Consider the following 18,041-nt stretch of genomic DNA (forward strand, 5'->3'; position numbering starts at 1 on the left):
TCAAACAGCAGGAACATTACGGCTGTAAGTGGAGGCAACTATAGCGAATCAGGGGTATAAGCGACATGTTAGAAATGCCTGAAAAGCTGTGTGAATCTGTCACGCAGGGAAAACGTCTGGTACAACCAAAACATGAATGGGTGGAAGATGTCTTTCTTGCAGAAGCCTGTAAAGAGCGTTTTCTGACGCAGGCAGAAATACCTGAACTGGGCATTAATGGCTTTTTCATGGCCGGGCTGGCGGAACTGGCAGAGGGCTATCATGTCGAACGATCGGTCAAAACCTGCCATACGTTGTTATGTACACTGGAAGGGAAAGGAAAACTCACCACGACTGATTTTGAGTACGTGCTGGGGCCGCATACTGTCACCATTTTACCGGCTGGATTGCCATTTCGGTTTGAGCTCGATGAGCAGGTCAACCACTGGAAAATGGCGTGGATTCTGCTCGACATCAAGGATAAATGGTTACCGTTAACCGCTCATGGCCAGCGAGTGGAGCAGAGCGGACGGTGCGAACAGATTTGGTCGCTGATGCAATTGCTTCATAGCGAAATTGGCGGACGGGCTGGCTACCGAACACTATACGCCAGTGAATTGTCACGCTTGTTATTGGGGACGGCTACGCTTGCCCCGACCAGTACTGTGCTAAGGGTGCAAAGTGTTTTCAATGAGATTGAGTCTCAGCTTCATCTGAACTGGACGGTGAAAGGGATTGCGGAGCGTTGTTACCTCAGTACCGAACAATTGAACCGCGTCACCAAACAGCTATACGGCTGCTCAACTCAACAGCGCCTTATCGCCCTGAGGATGGAAAAAGCGTTAGCTTTACTGCGTTATAAAGAGTGGCCGATTGGTGTGATTTCTCAGCGTCTTGGCTATCAGGACCCGTTTAATTTCACACACCGCTTTCGGCAGTATCACGGATGCTCGCCGCGAGAATATCGAAAACGTATTTTCCAGCCGTAATACCATCGCCAACGGGGTTGACCTGCTTCGACTCTTAAATCGCAATAGGTTATTGAGACACAAACAGCAACAAGTACTGTGAATCACGAAGACAAAGATAAAGAAAACATCGAAACAAAAATCAGAGTCTACAAGGAAAGAAAATATGGAAATTGTTGAAGCTCAGCATACTGATTTTGAACTGTTTTTCAGTTATCTGAAAGATCAACTATCAGAAAATGGTGCCGGTGATGTACCACTGTTCCAGCCGCTCCCAAAGGGACAGTGTGATGTATCTCAGGAATTAAAGCTGCGATTCCTACAGGGCAATGAAGTTGATCAGAGTGATGCCGCATGGCGCAAACTCTGGCTGGCAAAAGATGAGAGCGGGCGCATTAAAGGCCATATCGATTTACGTCGGCATGGAGACGATAGCTGTTTGCATCGGGTTCTGCTGGGGATGGGCGTTCACCACAGCTGTCGTAAGCAGGGCGTCGGGTCAAAGCTGATTGAAGTCGTCAGCCAATTTTGCACTACAAGCCAGACGATTGACTGGATTGACCTCTGCGTATTGTCAGACAATCTTCCTGCCCTGAATTTGTATCTTAAAAATGGATTTGTCGTTATCGGTGAGGTGACCGATCAGTACCGAATTGACGGCGAGTCGATCTCAGAAACCATGATGGCAAAGCCAATACATCAAATACATAAGAGCCAAGCTGTTACCTAATGTTCTTGAACGTCATCACATCAGATGGAAGTTAGAGGGAATGGGTTGTTAAAGGCAATTTAGCAGTAGGATCAGTGTGATGCATACTGAGTGGCTCGGCAAATGTTGATTAAAGGTGATATTCCTATTTGGTTCAATGCAGACTATGAGTACATGATCATGCCAATACAACCCATAGTGGAAACAACATGGCTAGAAATTCTAAGCCTGCAAGAAAAAGCGTATCTCCTTGTTGAACCTGAAAGCCTGGATGTGCTGAGAGATAAATGGTTAAGGTCCCCGTCAAGCTGTTTTATTTATCGAGATGGTGAGCAATTAATGGGGTACTTGTTAGCGCATGCCTGGAATAAGGATCGGCCACCTAAATTATTTCAGAAACTGCCCGAGGCAACGAACGGCAATATTATGTTTCTTCATGACTTGGCTGTTGCTGATGCTGCACTTGGAAAAGGTATTGGCTCTAAACTAATAAACCATTTGGTCAAAGTCTCAGCGCTTTCAGGCTATAAAAAAATACGGTTAGTTGCGGTTCAGAACTCTCGCTTATTTTGGCAGAAGCATGGCTTTACACCTGTCGATATTAGTGTCTGCGAAAGCTATGGTTCTGATGCCCGTTTGATGCAACGAGAAATTCTGGTATAGCAAACGGCCCATGAGGACTGTCAGCGTATGATGTTGCCATTTCTGATGAGTGGAAATGATTCATGCGTTACTTTGTTTTTTGCTGGGTATCTGCTTATCCGTAGTTGCCTTGTGATTGATTGTCGTGTGCTGGCATTCAGGCTCGTCAGTATCCGATAAGTATCTATAAAATGAGTCTGTAAAATGAAGATTTACCACTAGGGACGATGAGATAGAGGATTATCTGGTGTTTATTTCACACATCGTCTTGAAATAATAAAAATGGAGAAGTAAAGGTGCAATTTTCGAAAGCGTTCCAATATAAAAAATGGGCCAATGATGAGTTATTAATGTTTGGTGAGCGTCAGTTTTCCCAGTTACCTGAAAAGGATGCCACTTTCTTTCTTCGAATTTTGAATCATACCACTGTTGTCGATAGTTTATTCATTAGCCGTATTTCAGGTGAGCCTGAAAAGTATCAATCGGATAATACCGTGGAAACACCGACGCTGGCTGAATTGCGCCAGGTTATCGAAGAAAACGACGCTTGGCTGGTTCAGTTTACGGAGTCAGTAACGCAGGAAGAGTTAAACCGTCTGATTACGTTTCGCTTTATTGACGGTGGTTTTGGTCAACTGACCGTAGAAGAAATCTTATTACATTTGTTGACGCACGGGAGTAACCACCGTGGGATGGCATCACGAGTACTCGCTGAAAACGACCTTGAACGCCCGGGAGACACTTTCACTCGTTACCTACACCAATCTGAACCCACTAGACGACAATTGATCAACGAACAATAAGCGTTTTATTCAATAGACTGGCACATATGATGTTGCCAGTCTTATTAACGAATAACGATGCTTTTTGGGGAGAGCACGCGTTGTTTTCAGCGTTTCATTTTTCTGTTTTCTGTTACCGCTTAACAATCTATTTGACTCATCATCGGTAATAGCTTGCGTTACCAAACTCAGAATTTGTAGTTCATACCAAGTGTTACGATGTAACTATCGCTGCTATAAAAATCAATATTGGATGAGGTGATAGTACTTCCAGCGAAAGAAGTTACGCTCCAGTTATCCCATCTAGGAAGGTTTTTATATTCATATGCAAGAAATACCCGGTATATATCATCACTTCGTCGTTTAGAAAAAATGGGGTTTATTGCATTATAATCACGCAGACCGTAACTGCCCGTTAATGACAAGGAGTAATTTTGAGCCAAATAAAAGTAACTGAGGTCAGCTTTATACTCGTTAAATGAGGCCGCTTTTCCTTCAGCATTGTGATCTGTATGGCTTATCGCTGAGATGTAACCTGAGTTAGGCGTTAGCATTGAGCGGTACTGGCCTTTGAGGTAATAGGTATCACTCTTACGTAGCAGCGAAGAATCTGAAATCATCTCATTATCAATTTCTGAGGTTGCATACGCCATATCAAATGAGATACCGCTGTTCGCTAGGTTGGATAATTTTAGTCGGTAGACATTCCCACTACGATCTGTTGTCTCACGCTGTTCGCCGATCAGGTAAGGGTTTGACCAAACTTCATCGGATAATACGGTCGGCAAATAGCCAATATCCAATTTTGTCCCATTGCTGAAATCATACTGATAGCCGATTTCAAAGGCGAGTGTACCCACTGCCAAGTCATCACGAGATGTACCTAAATAGACGCGCTGGTTGTTTTGTTCATTCAGTGCGTAGTAGAGGGTGCCTAAAGGCGCAATAAAGGTATCGTTTGTTTGCGAGCCTTTATCCAAGCGAGATAGTGTGTTAGGGCCATTTGTATCGAGGTTGGAATTAGTGCTTGTATAACCGGTATGGAGAGAAACCTCACCTCTAAAGCGCGATAAGTCGACGGCTTGTGCTGTTGCCGTAGAAAGAGAGAGAAGGGTAAATAGGCAAGTCAGATTCTGGTTCATCAGTTTTTCTCATCAATAGGTTATAGCAATTATAAAGCGCCGGATCTTTAAGTTGCTGAGAAGTTTATCGTGGATGAGGTGCCTCAACGATGAATTAGAGAAATGCATTATTGCTATATCTGAGTTAACCCTTGGGCTGCGTGACACGATCAAAGTAAGACTGGATAATTTGATGGAGCTTCTGGTTGAGTGGATAGCCCCGTTTAGTCTGCAGATAGCCGCCGCAGATTCGTATATGTCTCATCTGTTTTGGTAGCTCGGGTAATGGATAGCTAGAAAGGCGTGAATCCATTGAACTCACAAAGCGACTACCAAACATAATCGCATCGGATTGGCAGAGTTTATTTATTAGCACGCGAATACTGTGTGTGGCCAACGTCACCCGCGGCTGATACCCTTTTGCTAAAAACACTTCCTCAACGGGTGAGCGCTTAGAGTTTATCCCATCGATAAATACTCGGGTTAATGGTAGCTGGTGGATGGCGTCCCACGCCGAAGTCTGGCTGAGAATGGGGTGGTTCTTTCTTGCAATAAGGCAAAGTTCAACATCTTCCAATGTATGACAATAGATCTCCTGAGGAAGCGGGTAGCCTTCAAAATGAATCAGGTAGTCGATATCACCATTGAGGACTTCTGCTAATGATCGTTCTTGCCAATAGACCAGCTTAAAATTGGCATTGGGAAATTCGCGACGTAGCACGTTAAAAATGCCATCACCATAGACTTCCAGAAAGAAAATATTCATCGCGATTTTTATCTCACCACTAAATTGAGCCGGTTCAAAATTCTGGTAAGACTCAATGACTTTAATCAGAGGGTTTAACATCTGCTCGCTTGCTTCCGCTAATTTTACAGCAAGTTCTGACGGTTCAACTCCGTGAGCCTTGCGAATGAAAAGTTGTTCGCCGAAAACATCCTTCAATTTTGCCAGGCCGCGACTCACGCTGGTTTGAGATATGCCTAACTGATTTGCTGCCGCATGAGTGTTGCGGGTGTCGACCACGGCTTTCAGTAGTTTCAACAGGTTTAAATCGAGGTCTTGGAGTGTATTTTTCATAAGTCTGTTTCTGAGTCCTTCTGAGGCAATAAGATCGGGTAAAAAGTGAGCGTTAATAGAGGTTGTTGATATATTGGGAACTTATATGTTCTGCTTTTTAGCCAGCGTTCGTAATAGCTTTAGGTGTAAAAACGTTTGTTGCAAAAACCTGTAGCTACAAAAAACGTTAGTTACAAAAACTGGGTGTAAGCCACTGTTCTAAATCTATAAAGCCTCATAGGTGGCATCTTTTTATCCTAGCAAATAACCCGCGATGTGACTGGGTTTCTCGGTTTCAAGTCGCTGGCTTCAGTCAAATATGAATTTCTCTAATTCATATGCCCGGTGATTTGTGATGCGTACATTACGGCTATCCCAGCAAGGAGTGCTTTAACTGCAAACTGTAGAGGTGAAGCTATGAAAACACGTCACATCGTTATTTCTCTTATCACGGCAAGTATTGTCAGCACTGGTGCATTGGCAAAGGTGGACAAAAATAATTTGTCTCTATCTACGTATCCGGTTCCTCTTTCGTCGGCGGTAAGTGATGAGTTCTACGCATTTTCCTGCCGTGTCCCGGCCCCAGATATAGCAGCACTGCAGGAGAATATTCCATCTAATTCTGAGGAGTGGCGCGCATTCATTGAGTCTCGGGATAAACCAGCCATAAAAAGAGCCGAGACGCTTGCTCAGCAGTTAGGCGTCACAATAGAGAAAGACTCGATTGCGGGCGTGGATGTGTATTGGGTAACCCCAAAAACAGTTGCCCCAGAGCTAAAAGATAAACTGCTGGTTGCCATTCAGGGCGGTGCTTACTTGCTAAATAGTGGCTTGGCTTCAACAATAGAAGCGTCAATGATCGCAACACACATGCAGATCCCAGCAATCGCGATTGACTATAGTAAAGCACCTGATTTTCCAGCTCCCGCTGCGCGCAACGATATCATCAAGGTGTGGAATGAATTGCTGAAAACGCGCTCAGCTGAAAACATGGTCATGGGTGGATCTTCAGCGGGCGGTTCATTGAGCCTGGTGGTGACTCAGGCATTAAATAAGCAGAAAATTCCAACACCCGCGGCATTGTATAGTGGGACTCCAGGCGTCGATATGACGATGACAGGAGATAGCCGATTCATCAATGAAGGTCTAGACCATATTTTGGGAAGTTGGCGAGGTTTATCTTCGGCGATGGTCGATGCCTATGTAGGTGAGTTACATCATAGCGATCCTGTTGTGTCGCCAATCAACGGCAGCTTTGACAATTTCCCGCCTGTTTACCTGATAACGGGTACTCGGGATTTGTTATTGAGCGATACCGTTCGACTCCATCGAGCGCTTAAACGGGCCGGTTCAGTCGCAGAACTCAACGTGTATGAAGGACAGTCACATGCAGATTACGCTATCGCTTATGGCACGCCGGAATCACAAGAGCATTATCAAGCTCTGAGTGAGTTTTTTTACGGCTATCTCGTGAAGTAGATGAGTATGCAATGGGGGAGACCTAATTGGGGATAGCTAATAGGGGATAAATAATAAGGGATAAGTAAATAAGGGATAACTATCGGGACAGCCAACTTGAATATTGAATCATAGAGATGAAACTCCTCATTTCCGTGCTTGATTAACACTGAGGCGCCAGAAAAAACGCTATGGCCTGATATGTATTTACGCCGGTCATAGCGTTTCTCGATTGAGACAACTGCCTGCTCCGCAGAGCATCAGATTTTGTTTTGGAAGCCTGCGACCATTCCGGATAATGGAATGGCTCGCGGAGTCACATTACTGACGTTTTGGCTGCTGATAAGTGCGGCCGGCAGCCTGGTAAACATCTTTCTGCTTCATGTCGAACATGTCAAAGAAGAACCAGGCAACAAATTTGATCACGTCGTCACCAACGTTCATGATCCACTCAACGTATTCTTCTTCCAGACCTTCATCGTTTTCCTGCATTGACACATGGTAAATACGTTGCTCGCCCTCGATTTCAGCCAGTTTGAACTGCCCGGTCAGGGATTGTGCCGCTTCAGCCACGTCTTCGTGCTCACAGTTTTTCAGAATATCCAGGGCTTCAGGCAGTGTGTTTGCTTCACAAGCCGATTTAACCAACGTCACGAATTGATCGTGTTGCATGTTTCTTTCCTCAGTCGTCCTCAGGGGTAATGGCGCTATTGTAGCAGTGACGATGGACGACACAGCTATTTTCTTCCAGAAGCGGCCTAGTAATCACTGCAACTGACGAATTTTTGCTCAGTCACGGATCCCGAGATTGGCCAGAAGCCGATAACCGATTCAACCAACGACGAAAAATGTCAGATTCGTGCGTGTTTTCACAATGTTAGTGACTGATAAATTGAGGAAGGTGCAGTTTGCGCAGGTTCTCAGTATGAGATGAGGGAATTTGCTAAACGGGTGCCAAAAAACTGGTCATGTCACGCTTCGTAGCCCTTCCGGTTTGGCTTAATCCGTAGAAAAAGGCAAAAAAGCACATTGCTTTCGAACATCTGAGCGTCGTTTCCACTACGCCCTTTGTCTCCGCCCCCTTTCTATGCCCCAGAAACCGCTTCAGGCTGGGCGGTCAGGAGGGTCACAGCACGCTAAAGGTATGAATAAATAAGGAGATAACAAAAACTGTTCAACACTTATATTCGAGCGCTTGTTAAAGAGTGGCTGAGGGATAGCCAGGGATAACCCGGTTGAGCGATGAGCGATAATGGAGAACACGGTTGTGAAACAAAACATTGTAAATAGAACAAAAGCACCGACATTGCTCGCAATGACAATTGCTGCGACGTTGAGTACTTGTAGCGTGGCTGCAACGGCATCGTTGCCTGATTCATCTGCTCAGCAGACACAAACGGTGTCGTCGGCTTATGCCTGTCAGCCGGACATGATGACCCGCGCAGATAATCTTCGCATTTACCAAATCATGGTTGAGAGCTTTGTTGATGGTGACAAAGCGGTTGGTCATGGAACCGGTTACGGTACCAGCCACCATCATGGTGATCTTCAGGGCATTATTAATTCGTTGGACTATATACAGTCTTTAGGAATGAATGCGATCTGGCTGACGCCCGTGTTTGAGTCCCTCCCAATGGAGGGGCAAGATCACTGGGCAGATCGTCTGGATGCAACCGGTTATTTTGCCAGTAACTATTTCGCGATTGATCCCCGATTTGGAACGCTGGAGCAAGCGAAAACCTTAGTGGATCAAGCTCATGCCAAAGGAATGTATGTGTTTTTTGATGGCGTGTTTGGTCATCACAAAGGCAATGTAGTGCCATCACCAACCGGCAAGTTGCCGGTTGGCGAATCAAACCCCGTAAGCTATCCGGAAAGCCTGCCGTTTTATCAGGAAGTGGCTACGTACTGGATCAAAACATTAAAAATTGATGGCTGGCGTCTGGATCAGGCGTATCAGGTGCCGCCCGAAGCCTGGCGAGAAATTCGTAAAAGTGTCGATGACGCTTCACAATCCGTGACCTATCAAAACCATGAAGGTAAGCAAGTGCATCCGCTGGGCTATATGGTTGCAGAAATCTGGAATAACGAGAACTATATTACTCAACATGGGTACGGAACGAATATGCAACCGGCACTGTGTTCTTCGTTTGACTTCCCCGTGCGATATCGGTTGGTCGAGACTTTTGCCGTCAATGAAAACGGAAATGGCGGGAAAGGTGGAGAGTGGCTTAACGAAGGGATGGCGCTGCACCGTTTATACCCTGAGCATGCCAAGCCGAATCTGATGTTGGGCAACCATGATCTCGTCCGGTTCGGTGATCTTTTGGAAAGAGGCTATCTAGCGACACCAGCCGATGAGCAGTACTGGGCCCGCCACAAAGCGGCGCTGTCATTTCTGGCCGCTTACACCGGACCGATCACCTTGTATTACGGTGAGGAGATTGGGGATGAAGTGGCCGACTATGCTGCGAAGGTTTATCAGGACTGTGCCGTGCAGGGATTGTGCGACGACCATGTCGCGCGCAGCAGCGCGAAGATTGACGGCCTGACAGTAACGTTGGAACAACGCCAGCAGGATTTGAAAGCGTATGTGTCAGCCCTGATGTCAGTACGGGCTAAACATCCGGCGTTGTCACAGGGTAAACGCACAAACCTGATAGCGACGGCAACAGCATACATCGACCATAAACAGGCCGATAATGATAAAGGTGTAAATGAAGCGGTGTTGTACGCCGTCAGCACCATGGATGCGGCTTCTACCGTTGATCTGCCGGTTGCGGGCTCCGGATCAGAAGGGGTACTGACAGATCTGATAAGCGGGGAGCAGTTTCAGGCCAAAGAGGGTTACTACCACATTCCACTGAAAGGGTTTGAAGCGCGTTTCCTTCTCATTGAAAAGCCTGCTGCATCTGGTGTGAAATTGACAACGCAGGCTGAAATGTCCCTGTCCGGGCAAGGATTTATGGCGCAATGTGATAACCCGACAGTCAGTGATGCCGGGCCTATGTCGGAAACCTTGTATGTGGTGGGAGACTTTACTGATTCTGGCTGGAAGCATAAAGATCATCGCCAGTATGCTTACAAGGGTAACGGTGTTTATCAGGCAGTGATTGAAGAGCAGGCCGGAGCCTATCGTATGCAGTATGCTGCAAAAGACTGGACACCACAGTTCACGGCTGATGGACTGACATTAAAGGCTGGCGAGGAAGGCACGCTGAAGCGGGGCGGTTACGGTAAAGATACTGCTGTTACGCTGCCGGAAAGCGGAAAATATGTCTGGAGCCTGAAATTTTCGGTAACTGGTGAACCTGAAACAGTCATGGTATCGAAATGTCCTGATGCCCTGTGACATTAAATGATCGACATTAAGTGAAACGTTATTTAAATCACAGCTAACACATTGATAAAATAGGAGGGCCTGGCGTCCTCCTTAGTTCATTGGTTTGCCGTGGGCGTACACATGCCCCAGTTTGTTTTTTTACTGCTAATAGTGATTATCTGGAAGGGGCTCAAAAGTGCAATCGGATCCCTAACGCTCTAATGCGCTTTTCTGCTCGTTCTTGTTCAAAATTTAGATGGAGATTGTTATGAGTGATTCCTCCCCATACTGTGTGGTCATGACGACCTTTGCTGATGAAGAAGTGGGTGAGTCCATCATTCACTCGTTGATTGAAAAGCGCCTTGCCGCCTGTGTGCAGGTGCAGTCGATTGAAAGTTACTATCACTGGCAGGGGAAAGTGAACAAAGACAAAGAAAAGCTGGTGATGATTAAAACGACCGAGGCACTGTACCCACAAGTGGAAGCGGATATTCTGGCCAATCATGATTACGAAACGCCAGAAATAATAAGGCTGCCGATTACCGCGGGATATGCTGATTATCTGGCATGGATACAGGCTGAATGCCGTTCTGCCTAATTGAATATGTACGGTATGTACAAGCTTAAAAGTAGTATGAGTTATTTGGGCTGGCAGTAGGCCAGCCATTGGTTACTGTTTTGTGCTTACTTATATCAATTAAGACCTGACCCGACAGTATTGATTATGTAGTGTGGCTTAATCGTACAATTTGCATTAAACATCACGTATCTCATTTCTGGACAAAAGTGAGTCAGTGAATTTGCTAATTTAGTAAAGTACGGATAACTTCACGTATTGTGTAGTGGCACACTAAGTTTGGCCACCTGATTAGAGGTGATATCATCGCCTCAGAAGCCAACAGGTGACAACATGACAAAACGTAGCAGAAGAAGATTTAGCCCCGAGTTTAAACTAGAAGCTGCGCAACTAGTTCTAGACCAAGTGACCTGACACTGATTGTTTAAGGTTGTGCTAATATAAATTAAGTTGATAAGGATATAAATAATGAAGAAAGTGACTTGCTCTAAAGTTCAAACTTTAAGTGAATAAGATTTAAATCAAGTTGTAGGTGGCTTTGATCCCAGAAATCAAAATGACTATACAAATGAAATAAATCGAATTTTCGGTAGCGCATTAGGTGGTGGTCGGTATGGTGGTTCTGGTACGAATGCCGGAGACATTAAGAAAGGTAACAATATGAATCAAGGCACTCCAATTCAAACCGGAGGCTGTAATACCCGAGCTAGTGGAAGAGGTCGAAGTTCAGGTAGCAGTTCGGGTAGCGGCGCTGGTCTAAATGTAGTACGCGTTTTTGCTGCTAAAGCATCCTAGAAACATAAACACTAACTGCCAGACTTAAATGTAACAGCACCATAACTTTCAATATTTTTGACCAACTAAGATTGTTTTATGTTCATTCTTTAGTCGAATTTGGGGCTTTACGTTAATATGTTTCGTTTCGCTAAAAAACATAAATCAAGTTTGGCTTATTAGATAGACGCTGTTATTAGAATTTTATAAAATTAAAGGCTTATTCTCTGAAGGTTTAAGCTTTATTGCTCTTTAATCGATCAGTATTGAAACTAAAGAGTAGTTTGTTGATTATACGGATTAATTATTAGTTAACGAATAGCTAATGAGATTTAGCTGCGTCAAAGTGACAAATTTAAATGAATTTTAATATGAAAAAAAAATCACTCTTCCTCTTCGGATTTTTTGCTTTATTGTTAGTCTTGTCATTGTTATTGTTGTATAACGCAAATACTTCTAGAGATAACGAGTTAGTAGTACATAAATGCAGTAAAAATGATACATTAACCACCACTTTAAGGTTTTTCGTCGATCGCTCAATTGATAAGAGCGAAGAAGATATTGTAAGCCGGATTTCCGAATTGGTGTTGACCTCCAATCAAGTTTTGCAACGTTCATGTATATCTATTGAACGTCTCTTAACTAGTGTTACTTTCGTTGATAACGCATTCACTCCGTACAGTGCGAAAGAGTTTTCACTTCTATACGATCGTCTGATAAGCAATTTGTCTAACCAAGAAAAACAAGAACATCTAGAGTCGTTAACTGACTTTATAGTTGTTGTTGTCAAGACTCTACCATCAGAATATAAAGGTTATACTTATCCAGAAGTTGTTGCTCGAATGGCTGCGATTACGCTAAATGGCAACCCTTATGTTCTTGAACATGAACTAGGGCACCTTGCAATGGCTGGCCATCAGAGAGGCGGACTCGAATGGTTTCAGGCAGCACAATCCCAAGCGCATGCCTATCATTGCGGGCCTTATCGTACAGTGATGAACGAGAACCTTAAAAATGGTTTCGTGATTGGTTTGTATTCGAACCCTGACATTAGTATTGGTGGTCAGCCATGTGGAGTGCAAAACGAAGCAAACAATAGTGAGGTGCTCAGGCAATGGGCTGCTTTTACTCAGGCTAAGCAGAAATTGTTAGAGAAAGTACGAGGATAAATAATTGGTCGACTTATTTAAAAGAGCGGTCTGCATGTTCGATAAATTTATAGATGAAGAGAATTATGATCTAATCAATGAGACTATCTGCAAAGAAAACATAAGTACCATAGATCTTTCTAGCTTCGACATGCATGAGGTACCTAATTATTGCCATTTTATCTGGCTTGGCAAGCTTAACCTAAATAACTTAGATTATTTAAATATCTGGAAAAAATACTTCATCTGTGACACTTTGGATTGACAGTCAAACTCGATACTCTTCTTTATCTGACACTAGGGAGAATGACGACGATTATTACCGTAGGCTCCAGTACTATCGTTATGATGGAATTAAAAAAGGAGTTGATGAAGAAGTAACTCTTATTTTAACTGGACCATCACTTTTGTTAGAAGTGATGATTGGATGTGCTTATCAATTGTGTAAACTAGACAGTGAAGCAAGCCCCAGTGCGATCTCCTATGCTATTAGACTTAGGACGTTTGGTCTTTCTTATTCGGATCAAACTATGTTCACTCTCAAACACATTAACTCTTCTTGGATGAATCAATGAGATTATTACTAATTTTAATACTTGGCATCTCTAGTTATTCTTATGCTAACGATCCCTCCATTTTAGGCAGCTGGAAGTGCATCAACGACGGACCAGCTGCAACTACTATTGAGAATACTACCTATAGTCAAGAATCCTTTCAAAGTGATATATTCACACTACTATTGAAAGTTCCCAACGGAGAGGTTTTGCAATACAAAACAACAGTACAGGGGCAATGGGAATTGCTAGATAATATTGTGCATCACCAAATCCAAGAGATCCAAATTACAGCACTCAATGAGCTAGCATCTTCTTATGTTAAAGTACTTAGAAAAAAGGCAGATAATACCACTGGGTATAACTCAAAAATTCACAGTGTTGGCCCTCGCTTTATGAGTTTTTGGATATCTTCACAGAGCCTTAGCTACTGTTTAAAAATATAGTATGCTTTGTTGCGTAATTTAGTTTTTAAGCCAAGTTGTTTTATATTAGGTGCGCATCAATCAATACGTCAAGTTTTAGGCATATCAAGCTCAATCATATTGTTCAGCGTATCGCTAAAGTTTCGCCGACTTGTGCGTTAAAACCTTTTGGACTTACTCTCCTCATGAGCAATTGTTTCACACGACACATCGTTGTTTTGAATACCCACCTCAATTTATTAGTTTCGTTCATTTAGATAAAATACTGACATTATGAAAAGTAAGTCAAATGATACTTAGGTGTAGTTGTGTGTTCATTCGGTCGAAACACGGAATGGGGCAAAAGCGCGTTAGAACAGCCTGTAGGATCTGATTACATCGTTTTTTGAATACGGACAGGTTGAGTTCTGACGAGTCGAGTTTTTACTACACATTCTTTTTCGTGCTCCTTTCTTTTCTCCATCTTTCTTCCTTTTGGCTTTTATTACGCGTTCTCTCTACGGAGGGATTTCACGGCGTAAAGTCTGATCATTTTAAATCCTTCATCAATTCATCATCAGTCATGGATGGTTAAATTCATTTATTTCATTGGCTTATGTCATTTTTCAGAGGGCAGTGGTCGGTGCCAGTATTGATTGTACAAAAAAAATCTTTGTACAAGGTGATCGCTTGCGCTACATTGATTGTACAAGAGTTATGTTTTGTACAAGGTGGGATGAACCATGACTATTCAGGTTGGTATCAGTGCGTGCGTGTTTGGTGAACGTGTCCGTTTTGATGGTGGCCACAAGCAAAACCGCTTTGTGGTGGATGAGCTGTCGAAGCATTTCACCTTCAAACCAGTATGTCCGGAAGTCGGTATCGGGATGACGGTACCACGTCCGGTTATTCGCCTTCTGCAGTTAGCTGAAGGGGATGAACGGTTAGTGGAAAGTAAAAATCAGTCCATTGATTACACCGACAAAATGAAAGCCTTCGCAGATAAACAGATTCGCCAGTCAGACAATATGTGCGGATATATCGTGTGTGCCAAATCACCGACATGCGGTATGGAACGAGTGAAACTGCATATTCCGAACAACAACACGGTGCCCGGCGGAACAACAGGGATCTACACCCGTGAGTTGATGGAAAAAATGCCATGGTTGCCGATAGAAGAAGATGGGCGCTTGTGTGATCCGGTTCTACGGGAAAATTTCGTGTTTCGGGTATTTGCCTTGCACGACTTTTATCAGAGCGTACGCAATAACCTGTCGGTAAATGCCTTTGTAAAGTTTCACTCTCGCTACAAGTTGATTTTGATGGCGCATAGCCCGGCGGCTTATAAAACCCTGGGGCAGATGGTTGCAAATATTAAAGAATGGGACATTGACGATTTTTGGTTCGAATACCGTCAGCAGTTTATGGATGCCCTGAAAGAACGTGCAAGCCGGAAAAACAAAACCAATGTGTTGATGCATTTGCAGGGGTATTTCAAACGTAGCTTAACCAAAGACCAGAAACATGAGCTGGCGACATTGATCCACAGCTACCGAGAAGGTAACCAGCCATTGCTGGCTCCACTTGCGCTGATTAAACACTATTTACGGGAATATCCGGATCCTTATTTGCAAATTCAGATGTTTATTGATCCGTACCCAGAGGAATTGAAATTACGTTATGGACTCTGAAATCGCCCTATACGCTATTAAAGAAGTGTCTGAAATGACAGGAGTAAACTCGGTCACGCTGCGGGCTTGGCAACGACGTTATGGCTTGCTTAATCCGCAGCGGACTGAACAGGGTCATCGCCTTTATTCAGACGTCGATATCGAGACGATCCGCCAGATCCTTGGCTGGCTCGATAAAGGTGTCGCGATCAGCAAAGTACGCCCATTGCTGGAAGGGAACACTGAACTGGCTGACAACCCTGATTCGGATGCGTCATCACAAGCAGCCGTGGATCAATTACTTCAATCGCTGGTGGCACTGGATGCTCAAGCACTTGATCGGCAGGTTTCTCAGTTGATGAAAGAGTATCCTCTGGATCGTTTCAGCGAACACATTGCTGCTGTGGTGCAGGCAAACATTCATCGCAGTGAAAATCCTCTGGCCGGGGTGCAGAGCGCTTTGTGGCGCAGTGTCATTCGTGAGCGGTGTCTGTCACTGGTGGCTGGTTTACGAAAGCGTAACCGAAAACCGTGTCTGCTTCTGGGATTTGACTCAGTGCCGGAATACGGCGTATGGCTGACATTGCTGGCGCTGTCTGAGCAGGGTTACAACGTCACCTTGTTGACCTCCGTTGATGGGAAACTCAGCGCACTGTCTGCGCTACTGAAATCCTGGCAAGAACGGCTGATTGTTGTCACTGGGGAGTACAAATTAGACCGTGATGTCGCTAAACAGTTAGGTCAACTGGTCGCAGAGACGAACAGTGAGTTAAAGCTGGCGGGCAGCATCAGCGCTATCCATCCGGAATTAACGGAGTTGTGCCATGAGTCATAACAAGAGCGGGTTAGTGTGGTTCCGTGCAGACTTACGAACCGTAGACAACACGGCTTTGCTGGCCGCCCGGGAAACCTGCGACTCGCTGGTTGCTTTGTATCTGGCAACGCCGATGCAGTGGCATGAACACCATGTGGCCCCGATCCAGATTGATTTTATCCACCGTCGGTTACAGGTATTACGCGAGCAGTTGCGTGCGTTGAATATCCCCCTTCAGGTGATGGAAGTTGCCGATTTCTCTGAAGTCCCTGCGGCAGTGCTTAGTCTGGTTGACGAACACCAAGTCGGCCATGTCTTTTGTAACAAGCAGTACGAGTGGAATGAACTGCAACGGGATCATCAAACCGGGCACCTGCTCAGTCAGCATCAGATCAAATTCAGTGCGTTCGATGACAGTTGCGTGATTCCACCCGGTGAGGTGCTTACCCAGAAAGGCGATCCGTTTAAGGTGTATACCCCGTTTCGCCGGGAATGGATCAAACAGTTCAGAATGCAGGGGGCAGCGGTACAACCTGTGCCCGCGGCGGTGGAAGCTTCACATGCTCTCAATCTGTCAAATGGGTCTTCTGTTGGGGCGTCCGGTATTGCTGACAAAGTAGATGAACCTTTTACGTACCCCCAGACAGACAGCATGGCCTGGCCGGTTGATGAAGAAGCCATCCGGCAACGTTTGCTGACGTTCTGTGAAGAAAAGGCGGAAGATTATCATAAATATCGTGATTTCCCGGCCTTTGACGGAACCAGTTGCTTGTCACCCTATCTGGCGCTCGGTTTGGTATCACCGCGCCAGTGTCTGGCTGTATTACTTCATGAAGCACCGAACTGTCTCGATGAGCCTGAATCCGGTGCGTTCTGCTGGCTGAACGAGCTGGTTTGGCGTGAGTTCTACCGCCATCTGATGGTTGCATTTCCGCAATTGAGCCGTAATCAGCCCTTTATCGCCTGGACCAGAAATGTTCAGTGGCAGGAATCAGATAAAGCACTGAAAGCATGGCAGCAAGGCTTGACCGGTTTTCCGATAGTCGATGCCGCAATGCGTCAGTTGAAAACCACGGGCTGGATGCATAACCGGCTGAGAATGATCACAGCCAGTTTTCTGACCAAGGACTTACTGATTCACTGGCAAGCCGGAGAACAATGGTTTTTCTCGCACTTGATTGATGGCGATCTGGCTGCCAACAACGGTGGGTGGCAGTGGGCGGCATCGACAGGAACGGATGCGCAGCCATACTTTCGCGTATTCAATCCGACCACACAGAGCGAACGCTTTGATCCAAAAGGGGAGTTTATCCGTAAGTGGGTGCATGAGCTAAAAGACGTACCGGACAAGTACATCCATGAGCCGCACAAATGGCCGGGTGCCGTAACGTTGAAATACCCGAAGCCGATTGTTGATCACAAAGCAGCCCGCCTGCGTGCTATCGACAGGTTTAAATTGGCAAAAGGTGACAATTAACGCTTAGCACGAATCAGGAGCAGCTGTCATGACACAAGATGCGGCACATTCGCTGGATACTTTTATACAGGTTTACGAAAAGCTGACGACGCAGAACGTTGTTTCTCTGGCGGAGATATATCACCCGGACGTGATTTTCGAAGACCCGGCGCACCGAGTGGAAGGCTGGCCAGCGCTGAGTGAGTATTTTTCGCGATTGTTTGCGTCTGTTCCTGATTGCAGGTTTGAGATTCATGAATCGGTGGCGCAGGGCGATATTGCATACGTGCAGTGGACGATGCAGTTTCGCCATCCTCGACTCTCTGGCGGAAAGCCGCGCACCGTCAAAGGCTGCTCTCGGCTACAGTTTGAACAGGGCAAAGTCCGGTATCACCGAGATTACTTCGACATGGGCGAAATGATTTACGAAGGTATTCCGGTTCTCGGCAGGCTGATCAGCCATCTGAAGGCGAGGTTATAAGTATGACCACCAGTGATCCCCGTCATGACCGCATTGCTAGCGACAGTCAAAAGAGTTCGCATCACAACACAGCCAATGTACAGACTAACGTGCATACAACAAGCGATGTTAATAACAAAAGGGAC

Annotated in this window: 16 protein-coding genes; 13 read left to right on the forward strand and 3 right to left on the reverse strand. The window is 45.2% G+C overall.

Going from position 1 to position 18,041, the window contains the following annotated elements; translation table 11 throughout:
• Positions 1–65 precede the first annotated feature (65 nt).
• The 4 genes from FH974_RS20180 to FH974_RS20195 all read left to right on the forward strand — a co-directional run bounded on the left by FH974_RS20180 (position 66) and on the right by FH974_RS20195 (position 3,101).
• Positions 66–968 carry an AraC family transcriptional regulator gene (locus FH974_RS20180; protein ID WP_047884287.1) on the forward strand — a complete coding sequence of 301 codons (903 nt, stop codon included), beginning with the start codon at positions 66–68 and terminating at the stop codon, positions 966–968.
• 145 nt (positions 969–1,113) lie between these two features.
• Entirely contained in the window at positions 1,114–1,677 is a 564-nt protein-coding gene (locus FH974_RS20185; RefSeq protein WP_047884286.1) for a GNAT family N-acetyltransferase, read from the forward strand.
• 102 nt (positions 1,678–1,779) lie between these two features.
• A complete protein-coding gene (locus FH974_RS20190) occupies positions 1,780–2,319 on the forward strand; it encodes a GNAT family N-acetyltransferase (protein WP_242551973.1) in 540 nt (179 codons plus the stop codon).
• 275 nt (positions 2,320–2,594) lie between these two features.
• Positions 2,595–3,101, forward strand: a complete 507-nt coding sequence (locus FH974_RS20195) for a DinB family protein (RefSeq protein ID WP_047884285.1) — start codon at positions 2,595–2,597, stop codon at positions 3,099–3,101.
• Between the two features lie 167 nt (positions 3,102–3,268).
• Here FH974_RS20195 and FH974_RS20200 read toward each other — a convergent pair whose 3' ends face one another.
• Both FH974_RS20200 and FH974_RS20205 read right to left on the reverse strand, forming a co-directional pair.
• Positions 3,269–4,222, reverse strand: a complete 954-nt coding sequence (locus tag FH974_RS20200; RefSeq protein ID WP_047884284.1) for a DUF2860 family protein — start codon at positions 4,220–4,222, stop codon at positions 3,269–3,271.
• A gap of 124 nt (positions 4,223–4,346) precedes the next feature.
• Entirely contained in the window at positions 4,347–5,279 is a 933-nt protein-coding gene (locus FH974_RS20205; RefSeq protein ID WP_047884283.1) for a LysR family transcriptional regulator, read from the reverse strand.
• 396 nt (positions 5,280–5,675) lie between these two features.
• Between FH974_RS20205 and FH974_RS20210 the strand changes: the two genes are divergently transcribed.
• A complete protein-coding gene (locus FH974_RS20210) occupies positions 5,676–6,737 on the forward strand; it encodes an alpha/beta hydrolase fold domain-containing protein (RefSeq protein ID WP_047884282.1) in 1,062 nt (353 codons plus the stop codon).
• Positions 6,738–7,037: 300 nt separating this feature from the next.
• Here the strand turns inward: FH974_RS20210 and FH974_RS20215 are convergent, their stop codons facing one another.
• Positions 7,038–7,388 carry a hypothetical protein gene (locus FH974_RS20215; protein WP_047884281.1) on the reverse strand — a complete coding sequence of 117 codons (351 nt, stop codon included), beginning with the start codon at positions 7,386–7,388 and terminating at the stop codon, positions 7,038–7,040.
• Positions 7,389–8,031: 643 nt separating this feature from the next.
• Between FH974_RS20215 and FH974_RS20220 the strand changes: the two genes are divergently transcribed.
• The 8 genes from FH974_RS20220 (at position 8,032) to FH974_RS20255 (ending at position 17,916) form a co-directional block, all read left to right on the forward strand.
• Positions 8,032–10,068 (forward strand): alpha-amylase family glycosyl hydrolase, encoded by a 2,037-nt coding sequence (locus tag FH974_RS20220; RefSeq protein ID WP_047884802.1) that lies wholly within the window; start codon positions 8,032–8,034, stop codon positions 10,066–10,068.
• Positions 10,069–10,306: 238 nt separating this feature from the next.
• The gene (gene cutA / locus FH974_RS20225) at positions 10,307–10,636 is read left to right on the forward strand and encodes a divalent-cation tolerance protein CutA (protein ID WP_047884280.1); all 330 of its coding nucleotides are present in this window, start codon (positions 10,307–10,309) and stop codon (positions 10,634–10,636) included.
• Between the two features lie 1,124 nt (positions 10,637–11,760).
• Entirely contained in the window at positions 11,761–12,558 is a 798-nt protein-coding gene (locus FH974_RS20230) for a hypothetical protein (RefSeq protein WP_207104170.1), read from the forward strand.
• Between the two features lie 550 nt (positions 12,559–13,108).
• Complete coding sequence (locus FH974_RS20235; RefSeq protein WP_047884278.1) at positions 13,109–13,537, forward strand: hypothetical protein; 429 nt, start codon at positions 13,109–13,111, stop codon at positions 13,535–13,537.
• Positions 13,538–14,238: 701 nt separating this feature from the next.
• Positions 14,239–15,186 (forward strand): YbgA family protein, encoded by a 948-nt coding sequence (locus tag FH974_RS20240; RefSeq protein WP_047884277.1) that lies wholly within the window; start codon positions 14,239–14,241, stop codon positions 15,184–15,186.
• A gap of 34 nt (positions 15,187–15,220) precedes the next feature.
• Entirely contained in the window at positions 15,221–16,000 is a 780-nt protein-coding gene (locus tag FH974_RS20245; RefSeq protein ID WP_207104171.1) for a MerR family transcriptional regulator, read from the forward strand.
• Positions 15,990–17,456 carry a deoxyribodipyrimidine photo-lyase gene (phrB, locus tag FH974_RS20250; RefSeq protein ID WP_047884275.1) on the forward strand — a complete coding sequence of 489 codons (1,467 nt, stop codon included), beginning with the start codon at positions 15,990–15,992 and terminating at the stop codon, positions 17,454–17,456. Before FH974_RS20245 ends, phrB begins: the two co-directional genes overlap by 11 nt.
• A gap of 28 nt (positions 17,457–17,484) precedes the next feature.
• A complete protein-coding gene (locus FH974_RS20255; RefSeq protein WP_047884274.1) occupies positions 17,485–17,916 on the forward strand; it encodes a nuclear transport factor 2 family protein in 432 nt (143 codons plus the stop codon).
• Positions 17,917–18,041 lie beyond the last annotated feature (125 nt).

The organism is Photobacterium ganghwense, from assembly GCF_017329545.1.
Classification (GTDB): domain Bacteria; phylum Pseudomonadota; class Gammaproteobacteria; order Enterobacterales; family Vibrionaceae; genus Photobacterium; species Photobacterium ganghwense.

Excerpts from the sequence above, each read along its gene's own strand:
- cutA (WP_047884280.1), top strand. The coding sequence starts at position 10,307 with ATGAGTGATTCCTCCCCATACTGTGTGGTCATGACGACCTTTGCTGAT.
- FH974_RS20235 (WP_047884278.1), top strand. The coding sequence starts at position 13,109 with ATGAGATTATTACTAATTTTAATACTTGGCATCTCTAGTTATTCTTAT.
- FH974_RS20255 (WP_047884274.1), top strand. The coding sequence starts at position 17,485 with ATGACACAAGATGCGGCACATTCGCTGGATACTTTTATACAGGTTTAC.
- FH974_RS20240 (WP_047884277.1), top strand. The coding sequence starts at position 14,239 with ATGACTATTCAGGTTGGTATCAGTGCGTGCGTGTTTGGTGAACGTGTC.
- FH974_RS20230 (WP_207104170.1), top strand. The coding sequence starts at position 11,761 with ATGAAAAAAAAATCACTCTTCCTCTTCGGATTTTTTGCTTTATTGTTA.
- FH974_RS20220 (WP_047884802.1), top strand. The coding sequence starts at position 8,032 with ATGACAATTGCTGCGACGTTGAGTACTTGTAGCGTGGCTGCAACGGCA.
- FH974_RS20185 (WP_047884286.1), top strand. The coding sequence starts at position 1,114 with ATGGAAATTGTTGAAGCTCAGCATACTGATTTTGAACTGTTTTTCAGT.
- FH974_RS20215 (WP_047884281.1), bottom strand. The coding sequence starts at position 7,388 with ATGCAACACGATCAATTCGTGACGTTGGTTAAATCGGCTTGTGAAGCA.
- FH974_RS20245 (WP_207104171.1), top strand. The coding sequence starts at position 15,221 with ATGACAGGAGTAAACTCGGTCACGCTGCGGGCTTGGCAACGACGTTAT.
- phrB (WP_047884275.1), top strand. The coding sequence starts at position 15,990 with ATGAGTCATAACAAGAGCGGGTTAGTGTGGTTCCGTGCAGACTTACGA.
- FH974_RS20190 (WP_242551973.1), top strand. The coding sequence starts at position 1,780 with ATGTTGATTAAAGGTGATATTCCTATTTGGTTCAATGCAGACTATGAG.
- FH974_RS20205 (WP_047884283.1), bottom strand. The coding sequence starts at position 5,279 with ATGAAAAATACACTCCAAGACCTCGATTTAAACCTGTTGAAACTACTG.
- FH974_RS20200 (WP_047884284.1), bottom strand. The coding sequence starts at position 4,222 with ATGAACCAGAATCTGACTTGCCTATTTACCCTTCTCTCTCTTTCTACG.
- FH974_RS20210 (WP_047884282.1), top strand. The coding sequence starts at position 5,676 with ATGAAAACACGTCACATCGTTATTTCTCTTATCACGGCAAGTATTGTC.
- FH974_RS20180 (WP_047884287.1), top strand. The coding sequence starts at position 66 with ATGTTAGAAATGCCTGAAAAGCTGTGTGAATCTGTCACGCAGGGAAAA.